Annotated in this window: 15 protein-coding genes and 2 tRNA genes; 11 read left to right on the top strand and 6 right to left on the bottom strand. The window is 51.8% G+C overall.

Going from position 1 to position 15,657, the window contains the following annotated elements:
* The first annotated feature begins 6 nt into the window (after positions 1 to 6).
* The gene (locus GILYN3_RS06375; protein ID WP_049722058.1) at positions 7 to 903 is read left to right on the top strand and encodes a 3-keto-disaccharide hydrolase; all 897 of its coding nucleotides are present in this window, start codon (positions 7 to 9) and stop codon (positions 901 to 903) included.
* 247 nt (positions 904 to 1,150) lie between these two features.
* On the opposite strand, the gene GILYN3_RS06370 is transcribed toward GILYN3_RS06375, so the two are convergent.
* The 4 genes from GILYN3_RS06370 to GILYN3_RS06355 form a co-directional block, all read right to left on the bottom strand.
* On the bottom strand, positions 1,151 to 1,987 hold the full coding sequence (locus GILYN3_RS06370) for an HDOD domain-containing protein (protein ID WP_049722057.1): 837 nt from the start codon (positions 1,985 to 1,987) through the stop codon (positions 1,151 to 1,153).
* 71 nt (positions 1,988 to 2,058) lie between these two features.
* Complete coding sequence (gene ygfZ / locus GILYN3_RS06365; protein WP_049722056.1) at positions 2,059 to 3,105, bottom strand: CAF17-like 4Fe-4S cluster assembly/insertion protein YgfZ; 1,047 nt, start codon at positions 3,103 to 3,105, stop codon at positions 2,059 to 2,061.
* A 159-nt stretch (positions 3,106 to 3,264) separates the two neighbouring features.
* Positions 3,265 to 4,200, bottom strand: a complete 936-nt coding sequence (argF, locus tag GILYN3_RS06360; RefSeq protein WP_049722055.1) for an ornithine carbamoyltransferase — start codon at positions 4,198 to 4,200, stop codon at positions 3,265 to 3,267.
* Between the two features lie 22 nt (positions 4,201 to 4,222).
* Positions 4,223 to 5,383 carry an aspartate aminotransferase family protein gene (locus tag GILYN3_RS06355; RefSeq protein ID WP_049722054.1) on the bottom strand — a complete coding sequence of 387 codons (1,161 nt, stop codon included), beginning with the start codon at positions 5,381 to 5,383 and terminating at the stop codon, positions 4,223 to 4,225.
* A gap of 388 nt (positions 5,384 to 5,771) precedes the next feature.
* Between GILYN3_RS06355 and hrpB the strand changes: the two genes are divergently transcribed.
* Together hrpB and grxD are read left to right on the top strand one after the other, a co-directional pair.
* Positions 5,772 to 8,216 (top strand): ATP-dependent helicase HrpB, encoded by a 2,445-nt coding sequence (gene hrpB, locus GILYN3_RS06350; protein ID WP_232305516.1) that lies wholly within the window; start codon positions 5,772 to 5,774, stop codon positions 8,214 to 8,216.
* Positions 8,217 to 8,649: 433 nt separating this feature from the next.
* Positions 8,650 to 8,979 (top strand): Grx4 family monothiol glutaredoxin, encoded by a 330-nt coding sequence (gene grxD, locus GILYN3_RS06345; protein ID WP_049722052.1) that lies wholly within the window; start codon positions 8,650 to 8,652, stop codon positions 8,977 to 8,979.
* Between the two features lie 78 nt (positions 8,980 to 9,057).
* On the opposite strand, the gene GILYN3_RS06340 is transcribed toward grxD, so the two are convergent.
* On the bottom strand, positions 9,058 to 9,408 hold the full coding sequence (locus GILYN3_RS06340) for a hypothetical protein (RefSeq protein ID WP_157484862.1): 351 nt from the start codon (positions 9,406 to 9,408) through the stop codon (positions 9,058 to 9,060).
* A 158-nt stretch (positions 9,409 to 9,566) separates the two neighbouring features.
* On the opposite strand from GILYN3_RS06340, the gene lpxL reads away from it, so the two are divergent.
* From lpxL to GILYN3_RS06325, 3 genes are all read left to right on the top strand, one after another.
* Positions 9,567 to 10,511 (top strand): LpxL/LpxP family Kdo(2)-lipid IV(A) lauroyl/palmitoleoyl acyltransferase, encoded by a 945-nt coding sequence (gene lpxL, locus GILYN3_RS06335; RefSeq protein WP_049722050.1) that lies wholly within the window; start codon positions 9,567 to 9,569, stop codon positions 10,509 to 10,511.
* A gap of 45 nt (positions 10,512 to 10,556) precedes the next feature.
* Positions 10,557 to 11,510 (top strand): magnesium/cobalt transporter CorA, encoded by a 954-nt coding sequence (corA, locus tag GILYN3_RS06330; protein ID WP_049722049.1) that lies wholly within the window; start codon positions 10,557 to 10,559, stop codon positions 11,508 to 11,510.
* A gap of 218 nt (positions 11,511 to 11,728) precedes the next feature.
* A complete protein-coding gene (locus GILYN3_RS06325; protein ID WP_049722048.1) occupies positions 11,729 to 12,832 on the top strand; it encodes a phosphoribosylaminoimidazolesuccinocarboxamide synthase in 1,104 nt (367 codons plus the stop codon).
* A 38-nt stretch (positions 12,833 to 12,870) separates the two neighbouring features.
* On the opposite strand, the gene GILYN3_RS06320 is transcribed toward GILYN3_RS06325, so the two are convergent.
* Positions 12,871 to 13,197, bottom strand: a complete 327-nt coding sequence (locus GILYN3_RS06320) for a hypothetical protein (RefSeq protein WP_049722047.1) — start codon at positions 13,195 to 13,197, stop codon at positions 12,871 to 12,873.
* A gap of 77 nt (positions 13,198 to 13,274) precedes the next feature.
* On the opposite strand from GILYN3_RS06320, the gene queE reads away from it, so the two are divergent.
* From queE to nadA, 5 genes are all read left to right on the top strand, one after another.
* Entirely contained in the window at positions 13,275 to 13,925 is a 651-nt protein-coding gene (gene queE, locus GILYN3_RS06315; protein ID WP_049722046.1) for a 7-carboxy-7-deazaguanine synthase QueE, read from the top strand.
* Positions 13,926 to 13,977: 52 nt separating this feature from the next.
* A complete protein-coding gene (gene queC, locus GILYN3_RS06310) occupies positions 13,978 to 14,652 on the top strand; it encodes a 7-cyano-7-deazaguanine synthase QueC (RefSeq protein WP_198147293.1) in 675 nt (224 codons plus the stop codon).
* Positions 14,653 to 14,826: 174 nt separating this feature from the next.
* A tRNA-Lys gene (locus GILYN3_RS06305) sits at positions 14,827 to 14,902 on the top strand.
* A 60-nt stretch (positions 14,903 to 14,962) separates the two neighbouring features.
* Positions 14,963 to 15,038 (top strand) — tRNA-Lys (locus GILYN3_RS06300).
* Between the two features lie 222 nt (positions 15,039 to 15,260).
* Positions 15,261 to 15,657 (top strand): quinolinate synthase NadA (nadA, locus tag GILYN3_RS06295; protein ID WP_198147294.1); only part of this gene is annotated, 397 nt, incomplete at its 3' end.

Raw genomic sequence — 15,657 nt, 5'->3', positions numbered from 1 at the left:
CAGTGTATGGTTAATGCTCGAATATTTTATCGTGTGATGTTATCTACCGCGCTGCTTTTAGGTTGCTCGTCTTTTACAAAAGCAGATCAATGGCAGCCATTATTAGACTCTGAGCTTAGTCAATGGCGTACCTACCTAGGTTTTCCCAGCCCCGAGACAAACGCTGTGGGTCTAAAGCAAGCTGAAGACGGTGAATATCTTGAGCCGGTTGGTTACGATCGCGATGACTGGAATGTGTTTAGTGTTAATGATGAGTCTGGAGAGCCGGTATTACATATTACTGGCGAGATTTACGGTGGTATTTTCACTCGTCAAAATTACAGTAATTACCATTTGCGGTTACAGGTCAAGTGGGGTCAAAAAAAATGGCCGCCAAGACAAGAGCTTCCATTCGATAGCGGTATTTTGTATCACGGTACCGGTGAGCATGGGGTCGATTATTGGCGTGCTTGGCCGCTCTCCCAAGAATTTCAGATTGTCGAGCAGGGGGTTGAGGGGCTGACGGGCGATTGGTGGAAGATTGCTCACTCGCAAATAGATATTAACTGTGGCTCGACAATGCAAGGTGAGCCGGCCAAGTACGATTTGAGCGCGCCGTTAACAACCTTTGGTGGTGCCGAAGGTGCTATTCCCTGCGGGGCCAGCCATAACAATGAAAAACCTAGCGGTGAGTGGAACACGTTGGAGCTGATTACCTATCAAGGTAAAAGTCTGCACATTGTTAATGGTGAGGTGGTGATGGCTCTGAGTCGTTCCTCTTACACCACAGAATCTGGTGCTAAACCACTGACGCGGGGCCAGATAGTTCTTCAAAGCGAAGCCGGAGAGGTATTCTATCGACGTATTGAATGGCAACCCATTGACGCTATCCCCAAAGTGTATCGCCGTTATTTTGACTCCTAAGTTGAAGCTCGCGGGTCATCGAGTTGTTTGAAAATGCTCGAGCCAATTTAACCCTTAAGCTGTCACAGCGAGCCACAATAAAAGTAGCTACAAATTAAAGCGTTTGTTGTTAAAGTTTGTGTCTGTAGCTATGGGGCTGGTAGCGAAATCGATGCCTAGAATTTTCACCCCAAAAAAGCCAGAGCATGCGCTTCTGGCTTTTTTGGGTGCTGCTGATTGTCTCTACCGTTATGATATTTTTTAGCTGTTACTGTAGAAACTCCATCGCCGCTTCCATCTCTGCGGATAAATCTTCAGCCTCGGCCATTTGCATATCTGGGTCCATGCCTAGGCGACCAAATGCGGTAACTTTGCTGTAATCTACTTTGCCCAGAGCGGTGTCGCTACCTAAGTAGCTTTGTAGCATGGCGACTGTGACAATGTCGGTGTAGTCAGCGCTGGCGGCTTCGCGGTCAAACTTCATGTGCTGCGAGGGAATATGAATCATCTCGGCGGGGAAGTCCCACGCTTTTAAAATCAAATCACCAATAGGCCCTTGCAGCTGATTGATCACGATATCAAGAGTGCGACTGTCTTCTAATAAAAAGTCGTGTTCTTCGGCGTACGTCAAAATCGGAAGGACGCCAATTTTGTGGATTAAGCCGGCAAGAGTTGCCTGATCGGGGCGTAGCTTGGTGTAGTGGCGGCAAAGCACATGGCTAATGCCGGCGATCTCGCTGGAGCGAGTCCAGCTGTCGCGCATACGCTGATCGACAACGTCTGAGGTTGCCTGAAACATCTGCTGCATGGCAAGGCCTGTAGCGATGTTACAGGTATATTCCATGCCTAGGCGTGCCAGTGCCATTTTCAGGTCATCGATGGTGCGATTGCCGCGCAAGAGCGGGCTATTGGCGACCCGCACAATACGAGCTGAAAGCGCTGCATCAGAGCCGATAACATCTGCCAGTTGGTCTAAATCGGCATCTGGGTCTTCGGCTACTTCGCGTACCCTGAGGGCGGCCTCGGGTAGGGTTGGCAGTACCAGTTTGTCGGTCTTAATGGCGGTTATGATGTCCTGGCGGACAGTATCTACAACTTGGCTCATTGGTGATCCTGTTGGTATTTTAGTGCGTTTTTATTCGCTTTGTTGCCCGATACGCATTTTCGCGCTCAGTCCTATAGGCTATTGTCTGCTGTAGGCAGGGGGTAGGGCAAGCTCAATCGATCAATTTTGATCACTGCTGATCCCCCTTCATGCGCGGCAAGGTATAGCTCGATGCTGTCGTCATTTGGTAGTACGGCCAAAGCCTCCCAGCTGCTTGTGTTCACGGGTGCGGCCATTACCAATGTTCCGCGCCGGGTGCCTGCGGCATCAACAATGGCAGTGTGTGTATCGAGCCGCTCAGTGCTAAGAGCGATACGTACCATTTGCTTTTTCAGTTTGCCTTTATAGTGTAGCCGTGCAACAACTTCTTGACCGGTGTAGCAGCCTTTTTTAAAGCTCACCGCACCAATCAGGGGGTAGTGTAGCTCGTGTGGGCTAAATTCACCGGCGTTAGTGGCGGTAATTTCAGCTCGTCCGGCGCGGATATCAGCCAGTTGCCATAGCTGGCTATTCCCTAGTGTGCAGCTGTTAACAAATGTTTGCCAGAGATCCTCGGCGCGTTCCGCGCTTACCCACAGCTCATAGCGTTGCTCATCCAGTTTTAGGCCAATAATATCGGTGTGGCTTTGTGCGTCGCCACATTGTTCTAGCTGTAAATTACAATGAGTCTCAAGCAGTTTACTAGCGGCAGGGCCGAAGACGCCAAGGCGTCGCCAAGTGTGGCTGACATTGCTAATTTTGACCTTAGAGAATACCGCGTATTTTTGTAGGCTCTCGGCAATGGTATCTGTAAGACTTGCGTGGCAGCGCAGCAATATTTGTTCGGGGTGTGTTTGCAGTAAGGCAAAGCTGGCCTGCATGCGCCCCTTTAAATTGCACTGCGCCCCTAGCTTCCATTGGCCGCTGGCTAATTCACGCACATCGGTGGTGACTTGCCCCTGTAAAAATTTAATCGCGTCAGGGCCATCGAAAGCGAGTAAGCCTTGATAGCCAAGTTCAGTAATATAAGTGGTGTCGACGCAATGGCCGCCGTTTGCTTCATCGGTTGGAAAGGCGAGCTCGCCGGTGGCCGAGCGCGTTGCACCTTGGGTATCGAGAAAGTCTTGCCAGCTGTTCATAAAGTTCTCGCTATAAGATAGGGGTACAACAATTCAACTCTTGCCGCAGTAGGGACGGCGTTAAGAGTATTGTCTAGCTGTACATCATAGAGCTGAGGGCGAGTGAAAGGAAGGGGCCGGTGGGTATGGGTTGTTATAGTCACCGGCCTAATCTAGAAGTTATTGCGTCATTAAAAACTCGATCAATGCTTTTTGTGCATGCAGGCGGTTTTCGGCTTCTTGCCATACTGGCGAGTCCGGCGCGTCTAATAACTCGGCACTGACTTCTTTGCCGCGGTAGGCCGGCAGGCAGTGCATAAACAACGCGTCAGATGCCGCGTGGCTCATCAGCTGCTCGTTAACTTGGTAGTTGGCAAAAGCATTCTCACGTAATTGCTTTTCATCTTCTTGGCCCATCGAGGCCCAAGTGTCTGTTACGACCAGATCGGCGCCTTGAACGGCTTCGGATGGTGAGGCGCAGATCTTAACTCGTTGCTTTGCGCCGTTGATGCGCTCAGCCGTGGGGCCAAAGCCCTGAGGTGTAGCAATGCGCAGTTCAAAATCGCACAAACGTGCGGCGTTAATGTAGGAGTTGCACATATTGTTGCCATCGCCTACCCAAGCCACACTTTTACCTTGCATAGAGCCTCGCAACTCGACAAAAGTTTGAATGTCAGCAAGCAATTGGCAGGGGTGATAGTCGTCTGTTAAGGCGTTAATGACCGGCACTCGCGAGTATTCCGCAAAGCGCTCGATGGTGTCGTGGCCAAAGGTGCGAATCATCACGATATCAACCATGCGCGATAATACCCGCGCAGAATCTTCGATCGGTTCGCCGCGGCCGAGTTGCGTGTCGCGCGATGACAAAAACAGCGCGTGTCCGCCGAGCTGTGCCATACCAGTTTCAAACGAAACGCGCGTACGGGTTGATGATTTTTCAAAAATCATTCCCATCACTTTGCGATCGAGCAGCGGCTTGGATGTGCCATTGTAAACCTCGGCTTTCAGTTCGATGGCGCGTGCAATAATGCTGCTTAATTCCTCGGCACTGATGTCGTTCAGTGTTAAAAAGTGCCGAGGTTTTTTGCCGTTTTGTGGTGCGCTAGCTGCAACCATAAGTGTGCCTTAACAGTCTAAATTAAAGTGCTTCAACAAGAGCGATAACGCCATTGATTAGCGCATCGGTTTCGACGTCCGTCATAACAAACGTCGGCAGTAAACGAATCGTGCTGCCGGCGGTAACATTGATCAGTAAGCCAAGTTCGCGAGCTTTAGCGACTAACTCGGGGCAGGGCTCGGTAAGCTCAATACCGATAAGCAGGCCTTGGCCGCGAATATCGACGACTTTGTCCAGCTGGCCAATACTTTGACGTAAGGTCTCGACGATCTGCACGCCGCGCTCATCGATACTGGCCAACATGGCATCGTCCAGTAAGTCGACTACCGCACAAGCTGCATGGCACGCCAGCGGGTTGCCACCAAATGTAGAGCCGTGGTTGCCGGGGCCAAAAACATCAGAGGCTTTGCCGTGAGTTAAGCAGGCGCCAATAGGTACGCCATTGCCAAGGCCTTTGGCGGTGGTGACGACATCGGGTTTAAAATTGTGGTGTTGGTACGCAAAGTATTTACCGGTACGGCCGTTGCCGGTTTGAATTTCATCCAGCATCAACAGCCAATCGTGCTGATCGCACAGGGTGCGCAGCTTGGGTAAATAATCCTTTGCGGGTACCCGCACACCGCCTTCGCCTTGTACAGGTTCAACCAGTATGGCGACGATATTTTTGTGCTGGGCGGTTAAAGCTTCTATGGCGGTAACGTCATTAAAGGGGACGCGTACAAACCCAGGCAGCAGTGGTGCAAAGCCCTGTTGTACTTTAACGTTGCCGGTGGCGCTTAGTGTTGCCATGGTGCGGCCGTGAAACGCGGCATCCATCACGACTATGGTTGGGTTCTCGATGCCTTTGTCATTGCCGTATTTGCGGGCTATTTTGATCGCCGCCTCATTGGCTTCGGCTCCAGAGTTTGAGAAAAACACCTTGTCCATCCCCGAAGCGCGGCACAGTTTATCGGCCAGTGCGCGCTGCGGCGGAATATTGTACAAGTTAGAAACATGCAGCAAAGTGCCGGCTTGCTCGGTAATTGCGCGGGTTACCGCAGGGTGCGAGTGACCCAGGCCACAGACCGCGATGCCACTGATGCCATCGATGTAGCTGTTGCCTGCATCGTCCCACACTCGGCTGCCTTCGCCCTTGATCAGGGTGAGGGTCCGTTCGCCATAAGTGTTCATCAATGTAGACATTTGTCTTTCTCCAAAAACAGTGCCGCCCGAACCTTGATAGTAGGTTCTGGCAAAGAAAAATCAGGGATTCATCCAAGAGTGTGCGGTGCAGGCTGATGCGCGGGCTAAATGCGACAGGCAATTGAGCAGGGCAAAAACCAAACAAGTAATATTATAGAGAAACCTAAGGCTTGGCAAATAACGGCCTATAGGCCGACGTAGCGTGACGGGCAGTGCTAAACTCGCAGCCTGTTTGTCGGGTTATGTTGTCGAGTTGTCATATTAGAAAGTAGGGTTGTAATGAGCATTATCGTATCGCCTATGTTTACCGTCAGTAAATGCCGGTGGGGTTTTCTGTTTGCAGTATCTCTGGGGCGTGCAATTTATCTGGATGGGGTGAGCGGCAATTGTGAATAGCCATCAATATCCGATACTTCCTATTAGTGATTTGCGTGCCGACTTTGAGGCGGCATTGGGCGCCGGCAGCATTCTACTGGAGGCTGAGCCTGGCGCAGGTAAGTCGACGTTGGTTCCTTTGTGGATGTTACAGCAGGCTCGTGGTCAGGTATGGTTGATTCAGCCGCGGGTGTTACCTGCCATTACGTTGGCGCGCCGCTTGGCTGAACTGGTGGGCGATGATGTGGGCCAAACGGTGGGCTATCAAGTAGCATTTGATCGCTGCCAGGGGCCGGCAACGCAATTATTGATTATGACGCCGGGAGTACTGCTGCAGCGCTTGCTGGCCGATCCAGAACTTGTGGGTGTTAGCGCGGTGATGCTTGATGAGATCCACGAGCGCGCGGTAGATCAAGATACCGCGTGGGCACTGCTGCAAGAAACCGCAATTTTACGCGATGATTTACAGCTGGTATTGATGTCGGCCACGCCCGATGCGGCACTGCGCACGCAAGTGGATATGAGTTTGTATTCGCCGGGGCGTTGTTACCCTGTCGAAGTAAGTTATTGTCCCGTCCGTGAGGTTGGTTCGCGAGCCGAGCCGATAGCGCAACAGCTGGTGCGCGCCTTGGCCACTCACCCCAATTGGCAGGCGTGCACGGTGTTGGTGTTTTTGCCCGGCTGGCGCGCTATCGATGAGTGCCGCCAAGCCCTTAAGGCTGCCGCCCCCGAGGTTTTAGTATTTTGTTTGCATAGTCGTGTGGATCGCGTCGAGCAGTTGGCCGCCTTGGATGCCGCCCGTGGCGCACGGGTGATTTTAGCCACTAATATTGCTGAAACCTCGCTTACTATTGCCGATGTCACCTTAGTAATCGATTCCGGGCTTGCCCGCGAGCCTGCGTTTGAGCAGCGTACTGGCGTTACTCGGCTGCAAACTCGTCGTATATCCAGCGCCAGTGCTCAGCAGCGGCGCGGCCGAGCTGGACGGGTGCAGGCCGGTTGCTGCATTCGTTTATGGCCCGAGTCAGAGGCGTTGGCACCGCAAACGCTGCCAGAGATTCGGCGCACCGATTACTTACCGCTGGCGCTGCGCTTAGCTCACTGGGGCACAGCTGCGGCGCAGCTACCTTGGCTGGAGCCGCCAGGAGCTTTGGCTCTGCAGCACGCGCAACAACATTTGCGGCGTTGGCAGCTGTTAGATGAAGGCGGAGCAATTACCGCGCAGGGCCGCCGCGTTGCGGCGTTGGGTACTCACCCGCGAATTGCGGCTTTGCTGCTGTTGCTGGAGGACGCGTTAACAGATTACCCGTGGCTGTTATTGTTAGCACTGGCGCTGCATTTTGATTTGACCGCCGAGGCAACCCTAGAAGAATGGCTAAGCAGTGCCGAGCGGGAGTCGCGTCGCAACCCCCAGTGGCGCAAGTTGAGCAAACGTTGGCAGCAACATTTATGCGCGACCATCGCTCCCAGTGCTCAGCTTACACCCTTGTCGCAAACCTTGGCCGGGCGCTTAGCGCAAGTGTTTGCCGACCGTATAGCGCACCGGTGCGAATCGGGGCGTTACCGGATTAACTCAGGTGTTAGCGTTCAGTTGGCCGATGTAGGTGAGTGGGCGCTAGTGCTGCAAATAATGGCGCGTGGCCGTGAGCAAGTCGGTGTGGGTTTGGCGGTTGACCTTACCCCCGCACAAGTGCGGCAGCTGGCCAGTGTTGAATCGACACTGGAACAACTTGGCAGCGCTAAGCGCCGCCGTTGGGTTGAGCGCACTTGCTATCGCGTTGGCGGGCAGTTGGTCGATGAGTCGGAGCGACCATTAACCGAGAGTGAGGTGCCAGAGGCTATCTTGCAGTTTATTCGTACTCAGGGGTTGGCTGGGGTGCCGTGGCCCACGGCGGCGCTTAGTTTGCTTGCGCGCGCCCGATTGCTGCAAGCGCAGCAGCGGGTGCAGCTGCCGGCTTTGTCCGAGACGGCCTTACTTGGCTCGCTCACGCAATGGTTACTGAGCTTTTTAACGCCACAGTCTGACTTAACTGCATTGCCACTGCTGGAGGCGCTGCGTTACTACCTAGGTTTTGATGGTGCGCGCGAGGTAGATAGGTGGCTGCCGGCACAGGTCAGCCTGCCTAGCGACCGCAGTGTGGCGGTGGATTACCTGGGGGACCAGCAGCCGGCGGATATTATCGCGGGTGAGCAAATGTGTGAGCCGCGTGTCGCCGCTAAGCTGCAAGAGTTTTTTGGTGTGGCTGCCTTTAGTTTGCCGGCGTCCGATGTGGCCCTAGCGATTGAGTTGTTATCTCCCGCCGGTAGGCCGTTGGCGGTGACCCGTGATTTGGCTTTTTTTTGGCGCGAGGTTTACCCCGATGTGCGCCGTGAGGTACGAGGCCGCTACGCTAAACACCCCTGGCCCGAAGATCCGTTAAGTCACAAAGCCACGGCGTTGGTAAAGCGCCGACTGTAAGATTAACGTCACGGTAATCATTTAGCTTGGTTAATGTTGTCTATAAGGCGCGGGCCAAAAGTTGGCTGCAAGTGTCGCGATAAATATTTGAGCGCAAGGGAGGTTTCGCCTGATAGCGCTGTCATTTAGAGTTCTCTTATAACTGCGCGCTAAAATTGTAATTTAGGCTATTAAAAAGCAGGTTTTTACCCATAAGATGGCAAATAGTTACTGTTTTGGGATCCCATTTATCTGTGCTTTACGTTATGATGGACGCCTGTTTGGCGGGCTGGTTTGACCGGCTTTCTTCTCGGTAAGTTAGTTAAAGCTAATTAGAGTTAAGATCGGGCGCAATAGCATTAGGTATATTTGGATCGAATGCCGCACTCCGGTAGAATAGCCAGCCCAGCAGGTTTGCCCTGCAGATAGATCTTAAGAGGTAATAATTAGCATTATGGAAGTACTGGATACCATCAAGCAACAGCTTTCAGAAAACCCAGTTATTTTGTACATGAAAGGCTCTCCTAATGCGCCTCAGTGTGGGTTTTCGCAGCGTACCTCGCAAGCGGTAATGGGCTGCAACAAACGATTTGCATACGTGGATATCTTGGCCAACCAAGATGTTCGCGAAGCTCTAAAGCAGTACGCCAATTGGCCTACTTATCCGCAATTGTGGGTAAAGGGCGAGTTGGTAGGCGGTTGCGATATTGTGACCGAGATGTATGAGAATGGTGAGCTTCAGACGTTAATTGACGCTGCAGTACCTGCCGATTCTTCAGATTGATTTACGCTCCTGTTGGGGCAGTTCTCGTTCTCGGGGACTGCCCATTTCTTTTTTAGTCCTGTCTTTTTAAACCTCTCTCTATAGTTTCCCAGCGCTATCTAGGTACCACCACAAGGTTGCCAGTGCGGCTGCGCCGATAATACTGATACCAATCAAAATTATACCGAGCGTGCGATGCGGCGCGTCAACTACCTCGATCTCGCCATCGCTGCGTAGCCAGTGTGCCATCCATGCCGTGTTCTTTGATTTAAGCAGGCGGATCTCTTGCTCTTTAAGGGCACGTATCTGGGCTTCGTATTCACGCCACTGTTCGCCATCGGATGCCTCGCGCAAGCGATAAAGCTCATCCAACTTGGCGGTCATATCCGCGTGGGTTTTATCCAGTCTGGCGCTTAGCTCGATTAGTCTTGTGTCGGTTTTGGGGTCCAAAGTGCGGTCTCATTGGTTGGGGTACAAAGGGGCGAAGTTGTTTCTCTAAATACACTAACAGATTGTAATAGATTAATCACAAGATGGTGGCGCACTTGTTATAATCGCGCCGGGATTTATAGATTACAGTAGGTTAACCGCGACGGGGTGGTAGGGTAATGGCGCGAAAAGAGCACGATACTCGGACAAGTTTAGCCGGTTATGGTCACCCGCGTTTCTGGGCGACTTGGCTGATGCTGGGTATTTTTGTATTGGTGGCACATTTGCCGTGGGCGCTGTGCTACAAGCTGGGCGAGTGGTTGGGTGCGTTATTTTACCGCTTTGCTGGCTCGCGGCGCGATATTGCTAAGGTTAATGTCGCCTTGTGTTTTCCAGGCTTGTCCGAACTTGAACGCGAGCAGCTGGTGCGCGATATCTTGCGCAATGTAGGCTTAAGCTTTGTTGAGACTGCGGTTGCCTTGTGGGGCCCCGATCGTAAATTTAAGGGTCGCTATACCCTAAAAGGGATGGAGATTCTGCATCGACTGTACAATGAAGGGCAGGGCGTACTGTTGTTGGGTGGGCACTATTCCACGCTGGATATCGCTGGGCGTGTTATGGGGTTGAACATTGAGTGCGATATGATTTATCGGGTGGATCGTAACCCTTTGCTGGCGGCGGCGATGGCGCGAGCCCGCGAAACTTATTCGGGTGGCACCATCCCCCGTGATGATGTGCGTAGGTTAGTGAAAAATTTACGTAAAAAGCACCGTATTTGGTATGCGCCAGATCAAGATTATGGTGTGCAAAATACCGTGTTTGCGCCTTTTTTTGGCATTCAGGCTGCCACTGTTACGGCCACCGCTAGGATGGCTCAAATGGGGCGCGCGGCAGTGGTGCCTTTCGAGCATTACCGCGATGAAAAGGGTGTGTATCACGTAGAAATTAAAGAGCCGTTGCAAAATTTCCCGAGCGGCGATGATGTTGCCGATGCGGCGGCTGTTAATGCAGTGATAGAATCGGTTGTGCGCCGTCACCCAGAGCAGTATCTATGGGTGCATCGACGATTTAAGACTCGGCCCGAGGGTGAGGCTTCGCCCTATGCTCCGCGGAGAAAGAAATAACGCATGATTATGTAACTATGGGCTCATTCGGATGGAGTGGAAAGTATGCTGAGAATGTTCGATATTCAGGGCGCAAAATTACGGGATCAAAATGTCGACCCCGACAACGTTAAAGCGGCAATGGCAACGGCTGTATGGATTGATGCCGCTGAGCCTACAGACGAAGAACGCGATGAGCTGAATAAATTTTTACGCGCCGAGTTACCTGAGTCTGACGATGTCGAAGAGATTGAGTTCTCGGCGCGCTATTTTCAGGACAGTGCCGGCATTCACGTTCACTCGTTGTTTTTATCGCCAACCGAAGGTCGCCATCTAACCACCACCGTCGCGTTTATTTTGCAAGATAAGCGCCTAATCACCCTACGCGACAGTGAGCTGGCCGACTTTAGGCTATTACGTATGCGCGCTCGGCGAGGGCAGGTGCAAGCGCATTCGCCGCAAGACCTACTCATTACCATGTTTGAGCAAAAAGTGGAGAACCTCGCGGATGTGCTAGAGGATATTCACCGCAAGCTAGAAGAGGTTAGCCATACGGTGCTGGAGGACGATGATGCAGACTTGGAGGATGCCATCGATCGTTTGGCCAAGCTGGAGGACAGTAACGGTAAAATTCGTTTGTGTCTGATGGATACTCAGCGCTCAATTTCGTTTTTGCAGCGCCATTTGCGCGAGCATTTTGAGTTGCAGGAAACCGCCCGCGAGATTAAGCGTGACGTAGATACCTTGATGTCACACACGGCCTTTTTGTTCGATAAGATCAACTTCTTGATGGACTCTACTCAGGGTTTTATCAATATCGAGCAAAACCAGATCATTAAAACCTTCTCGATTGCGGCGGTTATCTTTCTGCCGCCCACAGTGGTGGCAAGTTTTTACGGGATGAACTTTGAGTTTATCCCAGGCTTGCATAGTGAGTGGGGCTATTTAATTGGTACGGGTATTATGCTGGCATCGGCTATTGCACCGCTGTGGTATTTTAAGGCTAAAGATTGGCTGTGAATCTCTTTAATATGTAGTTTGACGGCCGTCGCCTGGCGGCCGTTTCGATTGGACCTGTTACTGTTTGGCCTGTCCGTTTTGCGGCGAATCGCGGCAAAACGTGTCACAGCCGAGCGAATCTGCTAATATCGCCGGCTTTTCTTATTTCTCTCATTTACGCAGCAGTGGCGTAACTAGAATCGCGCAGCAACAATCGCGCAACAACAAAGGGCTATTTTATGAGTCTGGCTGACAGAGTGCTTGCCGTTAACAACGATTTACCCATTCGCACCGAACAACCGGTACACAGCGGTAAAGTTCGCAGTGTGTATTGGTTGACAGAGGCCGATAGTCGCCGCCTGATCGCCGAGAAAGGCTACAACGTAGCCGCCGATGCGCCGCTGGCGATTATGGTGATCAGCGACCGTATCTCAGCTTTTGATTGCATTTGGCACGGTGAGGGTGGCATGAACGGTGTGCCGGGCAAAGGGGCAGCGCTTAATGCTATCTCCAATCACTGGTTCCGTTTGTTTCGCGAGCAAGGTTTGGCTGACAGCCATATTTTGGATATTCCGCACCCGTTTATCTGGATTGTGCAAAAAGCTCGTCCAGTGATGATCGAGGCTATTTGCCGTCAGTATATTACCGGCTCCATGTGGCGTGATTACGCTAAAGGTGGCCGCGAGTTTTGTGGTATCGAGATCCCCGATGGCTTGCAAAAAGACCAAAAGTTGCCTGAGCTGCTGATTACGCCCTCTACTAAAGGGATTCTTAAAGGTATACCGGGGGTGCCCGAGGCCGATGATGTCAACATCACCCGCGCCGATATCGAAGCTAACTTTGAGGCGTTTAACTTCAAGAGCAAAGATGACATCGAGTACTACGAGCGCCTGCTTAAAGAAGGCTTTGATGTTATTAGTGACGCACTGGCGGCGCTTGACCAAATCTTTGTCGATACTAAGTTTGAATTTGGCTATGTCACCGATGCGGCGGGCAACGATAAGCTGATTTATATGGATGAAGTAGGCACCCCTGATTCCTCACGTATTTGGGATGGCCCAAGCTATCGCGATGGCAAGGTGGTGGAAAAATCGAAAGAAGAGTTCCGCCAGTTGCTGCTAAATTACTTCCCAGACCCTGATATTTTGCTTAATAAAGATCGCATGGATGAGCGTAATGCTCTGGCAAAAGACAATGCTTTGCCTGCCTCGGTGTTGATGCAAGTATCGGAAACCTATCGCAGTATTGCCGAGAAAATCACCGGTGAAGCGATAGTGTTAAGCGATAACCCTAAGCAGGAAATTATCGATATTCTACGTCGCGATTACGGTTTGGTGGACTAAAAGAGTTGTCTGCGTGATGTGTGGGAGTGGGTGTTTTTTTAGCTTTCCCACTCCCAGCGCAGCGCCTCGCCAAATTCATCGTAGATGATCTTTTTACGGGCGCGGTTGAGTTTTTTCGGGGATGTTGCGCGCGCGGCTGGCTTTGGTTTACGGCGCTCCTCAATCGCGGCAATCTCATCCGATACTGGGGTGCGGGTGTCGGGTTCGGCTTTTTTATCAAATACATGGGGTAGCGCTTGGCGGTTGTCGAGACGGCCGGATATGCCTCGCGCCACTTCATTAATGGCGCCGCCGTGTTCAAGATAATCGCGCATCAAAGCGTCCAGTTCTTGGCGCTGTTCTTTTTTAGATCTAGCCAGTTTCATCGAGGCTCCTGCGGCAGTTGTCGCATAGCCACTTAGAATATCAGTTCCCGGCGCTCGGCGCCAAGCAGATCACGTTTATGAATGCAGTAACCGTTAAAATCACTGAAATTTTTTACTCCTTGCAGGGGGAGTCAAATACATCGGGGCGACCGACGGTATTTGTGCGCCTAACAGGCTGCCCACTGCGTTGTCATTACTGTGACAGTGAGTACGCCTTTTACGGCGGTGAGCGCATGAGTCTTGATGCGGTGCTGGCACAGGTGGCAAGCTTTAAGCCTCGCTATGTGTGTGTAACTGGCGGCGAGCCACTGGCGCAACGCGCCTGTTTAGAGCTTTTGAGCGCATTATGCGATGTTGGGTATAACGTATCTCTAGAGACCAGCGGCGCTATAGCGCTGGATGAGGTCGATGCGCGGGTGGTGAAGGTTATGGACTTAAAAACGCCAGGTTCGGGTGAGTCGCATCGCAACCTATGGGATAATCTCGCCACGTTAAAGCCGTCCGATCAGATAAAGTTTGTGATTTGCTCACGTGAGGACTACGACTGGGCAAGATTAAAAATCGATGAACGCCAACTTGCCGAGCGAGTCGATGATGTGTTGATGTCGCCAAGCTATGGGCAGGTGGATGAGCGCGCCTTGGGCGAGTGGATCGTGGCCGATAATTTACCGGTGCGCTATCAGCTGCAGCTGCATAAGTTGTTGTGGGACGATAGCCCAGGTCGTTAATGCCGCGTGATAAGCATAGTTAAATCATCGTTGAATAAGTGAGAAGGCAGTCATGAGCCAAAAAAAAGCAGTTGTGTTGGTGTCCGGTGGTTTGGACTCTACTACCGCACTGGCAATCGCCCGCGCCGAGGGTTTCGAGTGTTACAGCATTAGCTTTGACTACGGTCAGCGGATGCGTGCCGAGCTGGTAGCGGCTGAACGCGCGGCCAAGGCGTTGGGCAGTGTTGAGCATAAAGTAATCACCTTAGATCTTGGCGCGATTGGGGGCTCGGCGTTAACGGATACCTCTATCGATGTGCCTGAAGAGCACACCACTGGAGTTCCCATTACCTATGTGCCAGCGCGCAATACAGTGTTTTTGTCGATTGCGTTGGGTTGGGCTGAGGTGCTTGGCGCCGCTGATATTTTCATTGGGGTAAATGCGGTGGACTATTCGGGTTATCCGGATTGCCGGCCCGATTATATTGCCGCCTACGAGGCTATGGCGAATTTGGCGACCCGCGCGGGTACCGAAGGGCATAGGCTGAGGGTGCGAACGCCTCTGATGGATTTAAGTAAAGCCGATATTGTTAAGCGAGGCGTGGCGTTAGGGGTAGATTACGGTTTGACCGTATCGTGCTATCAAGCTGATGATGATGGTCGTGCTTGCGGGGTGTGCGATAGCTGCCGGTTGCGTCGCACTGGCTTTGAAATGGCTGGGGTCGACGACCCAACTCGTTACCGCTAGCTCTGCCGAAATTTCCAGCGGAGTTGTTAAGTTATTGATCAATTGCCATTTATTACGGCCGTATTGTAAAAAACCGCTTGTTTTTTCTGATCAAATCATTATTATGTGCGCCTCTTTTAAGGCGTTAGCAACACCGTTTTGGCCGTCTGCCAAAGCATTTAAACGCATTAGAATGGGTCGTTAGCTCAGTTGGTAGAGCAGTTGGCTTTTAACCAATTGGTCACTGGTTCGAATCCAGTACGACCCACCATCTTTCCCCGCAAGGGTACGTCGTCTAAATTAAGACGCGTTACAGTTACAATCAGTTTATGGGTCGTTAGCTCAGTTGGTAGAGCAGTTGGCTTTTAACCAATTGGTCACTGGTTCGAATCCAGTACGACCCACCATATTCAGCCCGTAAGGGCACGCTAAAAGCTAGGGCTTCCCCTGGCTTTTTTTGTGTCTTAACGATAGCGCTAGGGCGTGGCCTCTCAGTTTTCGAGTCGTAACGACAATCAAGTCATGTCTAAAAATCCGTGTTATCTGCGTTCCAGATAGCGCCATAAGATATGGTAGAATACCGCCCCAGTAAGAGCCCGCACAAAGTGGGTGCGACCGTGGTAATCCATATGACTCAAAAAACAACGTCTGCAATACCGCCGTTGGCATCTGATCGCCAAGTGGTACAAGATCATTTGGCGGGCTTAAGCTCTGAGCCTGCGCTTACTCCCGAGCAGCAAGCTGAGCTTAAAATCCGCATTAAAGCCTTGTTGATTAAGCACAATGCGGTGTTGGTCGCACACTATTATACCGATCCGATCATTCAAGAGCTGGCCGAAGAAACCGGCGGCTGCGTGTCTGATTCGTTAGAGATGGCACGCTTTGGCAAAGAGCATAGTGCCACCACCCTGATTGTCGCTGGGGTTAAGTTTATGGGCGAGACGGCTAAAATCTTGACGCCCCATAAACGCGTGCTAATGCCAACGTTAGAGGCTACCTGCTCGCTTGATATTGGCTGTCCCGCCG

Origin of the sequence: Gilvimarinus polysaccharolyticus, assembly GCF_001187555.1 — a bacterium.
Classification (GTDB): Bacteria; Pseudomonadota; Gammaproteobacteria; order Pseudomonadales; family Cellvibrionaceae; genus Gilvimarinus; species Gilvimarinus polysaccharolyticus.
The sequence above is the reverse complement of the archived record's forward strand: the minus strand, read 5'-3'. Positions and strand labels throughout refer to the sequence as shown.

Excerpts from the sequence above, each read along its gene's own strand:
- ygfZ (WP_049722056.1), bottom strand. The coding sequence starts at position 3,105 with ATGAACAGCTGGCAAGACTTTCTCGATACCCAAGGTGCAACGCGCTCG.
- queC (WP_198147293.1), top strand. The coding sequence starts at position 13,978 with ATGAGCCAAAAAAAAGCAGTTGTGTTGGTGTCCGGTGGTTTGGACTCT.
- GILYN3_RS06370 (WP_049722057.1), bottom strand. The coding sequence starts at position 1,987 with ATGAGCCAAGTTGTAGATACTGTCCGCCAGGACATCATAACCGCCATT.
- GILYN3_RS06325 (WP_049722048.1), top strand. The coding sequence starts at position 11,729 with ATGAGTCTGGCTGACAGAGTGCTTGCCGTTAACAACGATTTACCCATT.
- GILYN3_RS06375 (WP_049722058.1), top strand. The coding sequence starts at position 7 with ATGGTTAATGCTCGAATATTTTATCGTGTGATGTTATCTACCGCGCTG.
- corA (WP_049722049.1), top strand. The coding sequence starts at position 10,557 with ATGCTGAGAATGTTCGATATTCAGGGCGCAAAATTACGGGATCAAAAT.
- GILYN3_RS06320 (WP_049722047.1), bottom strand. The coding sequence starts at position 13,197 with ATGAAACTGGCTAGATCTAAAAAAGAACAGCGCCAAGAACTGGACGCT.
- queE (WP_049722046.1), top strand. The coding sequence starts at position 13,275 with ATGAATGCAGTAACCGTTAAAATCACTGAAATTTTTTACTCCTTGCAG.
- GILYN3_RS06355 (WP_049722054.1), bottom strand. The coding sequence starts at position 5,383 with ATGTCTACATTGATGAACACTTATGGCGAACGGACCCTCACCCTGATC.
- grxD (WP_049722052.1), top strand. The coding sequence starts at position 8,650 with ATGGAAGTACTGGATACCATCAAGCAACAGCTTTCAGAAAACCCAGTT.
- lpxL (WP_049722050.1), top strand. The coding sequence starts at position 9,567 with ATGGCGCGAAAAGAGCACGATACTCGGACAAGTTTAGCCGGTTATGGT.
- argF (WP_049722055.1), bottom strand. The coding sequence starts at position 4,200 with ATGGTTGCAGCTAGCGCACCACAAAACGGCAAAAAACCTCGGCACTTT.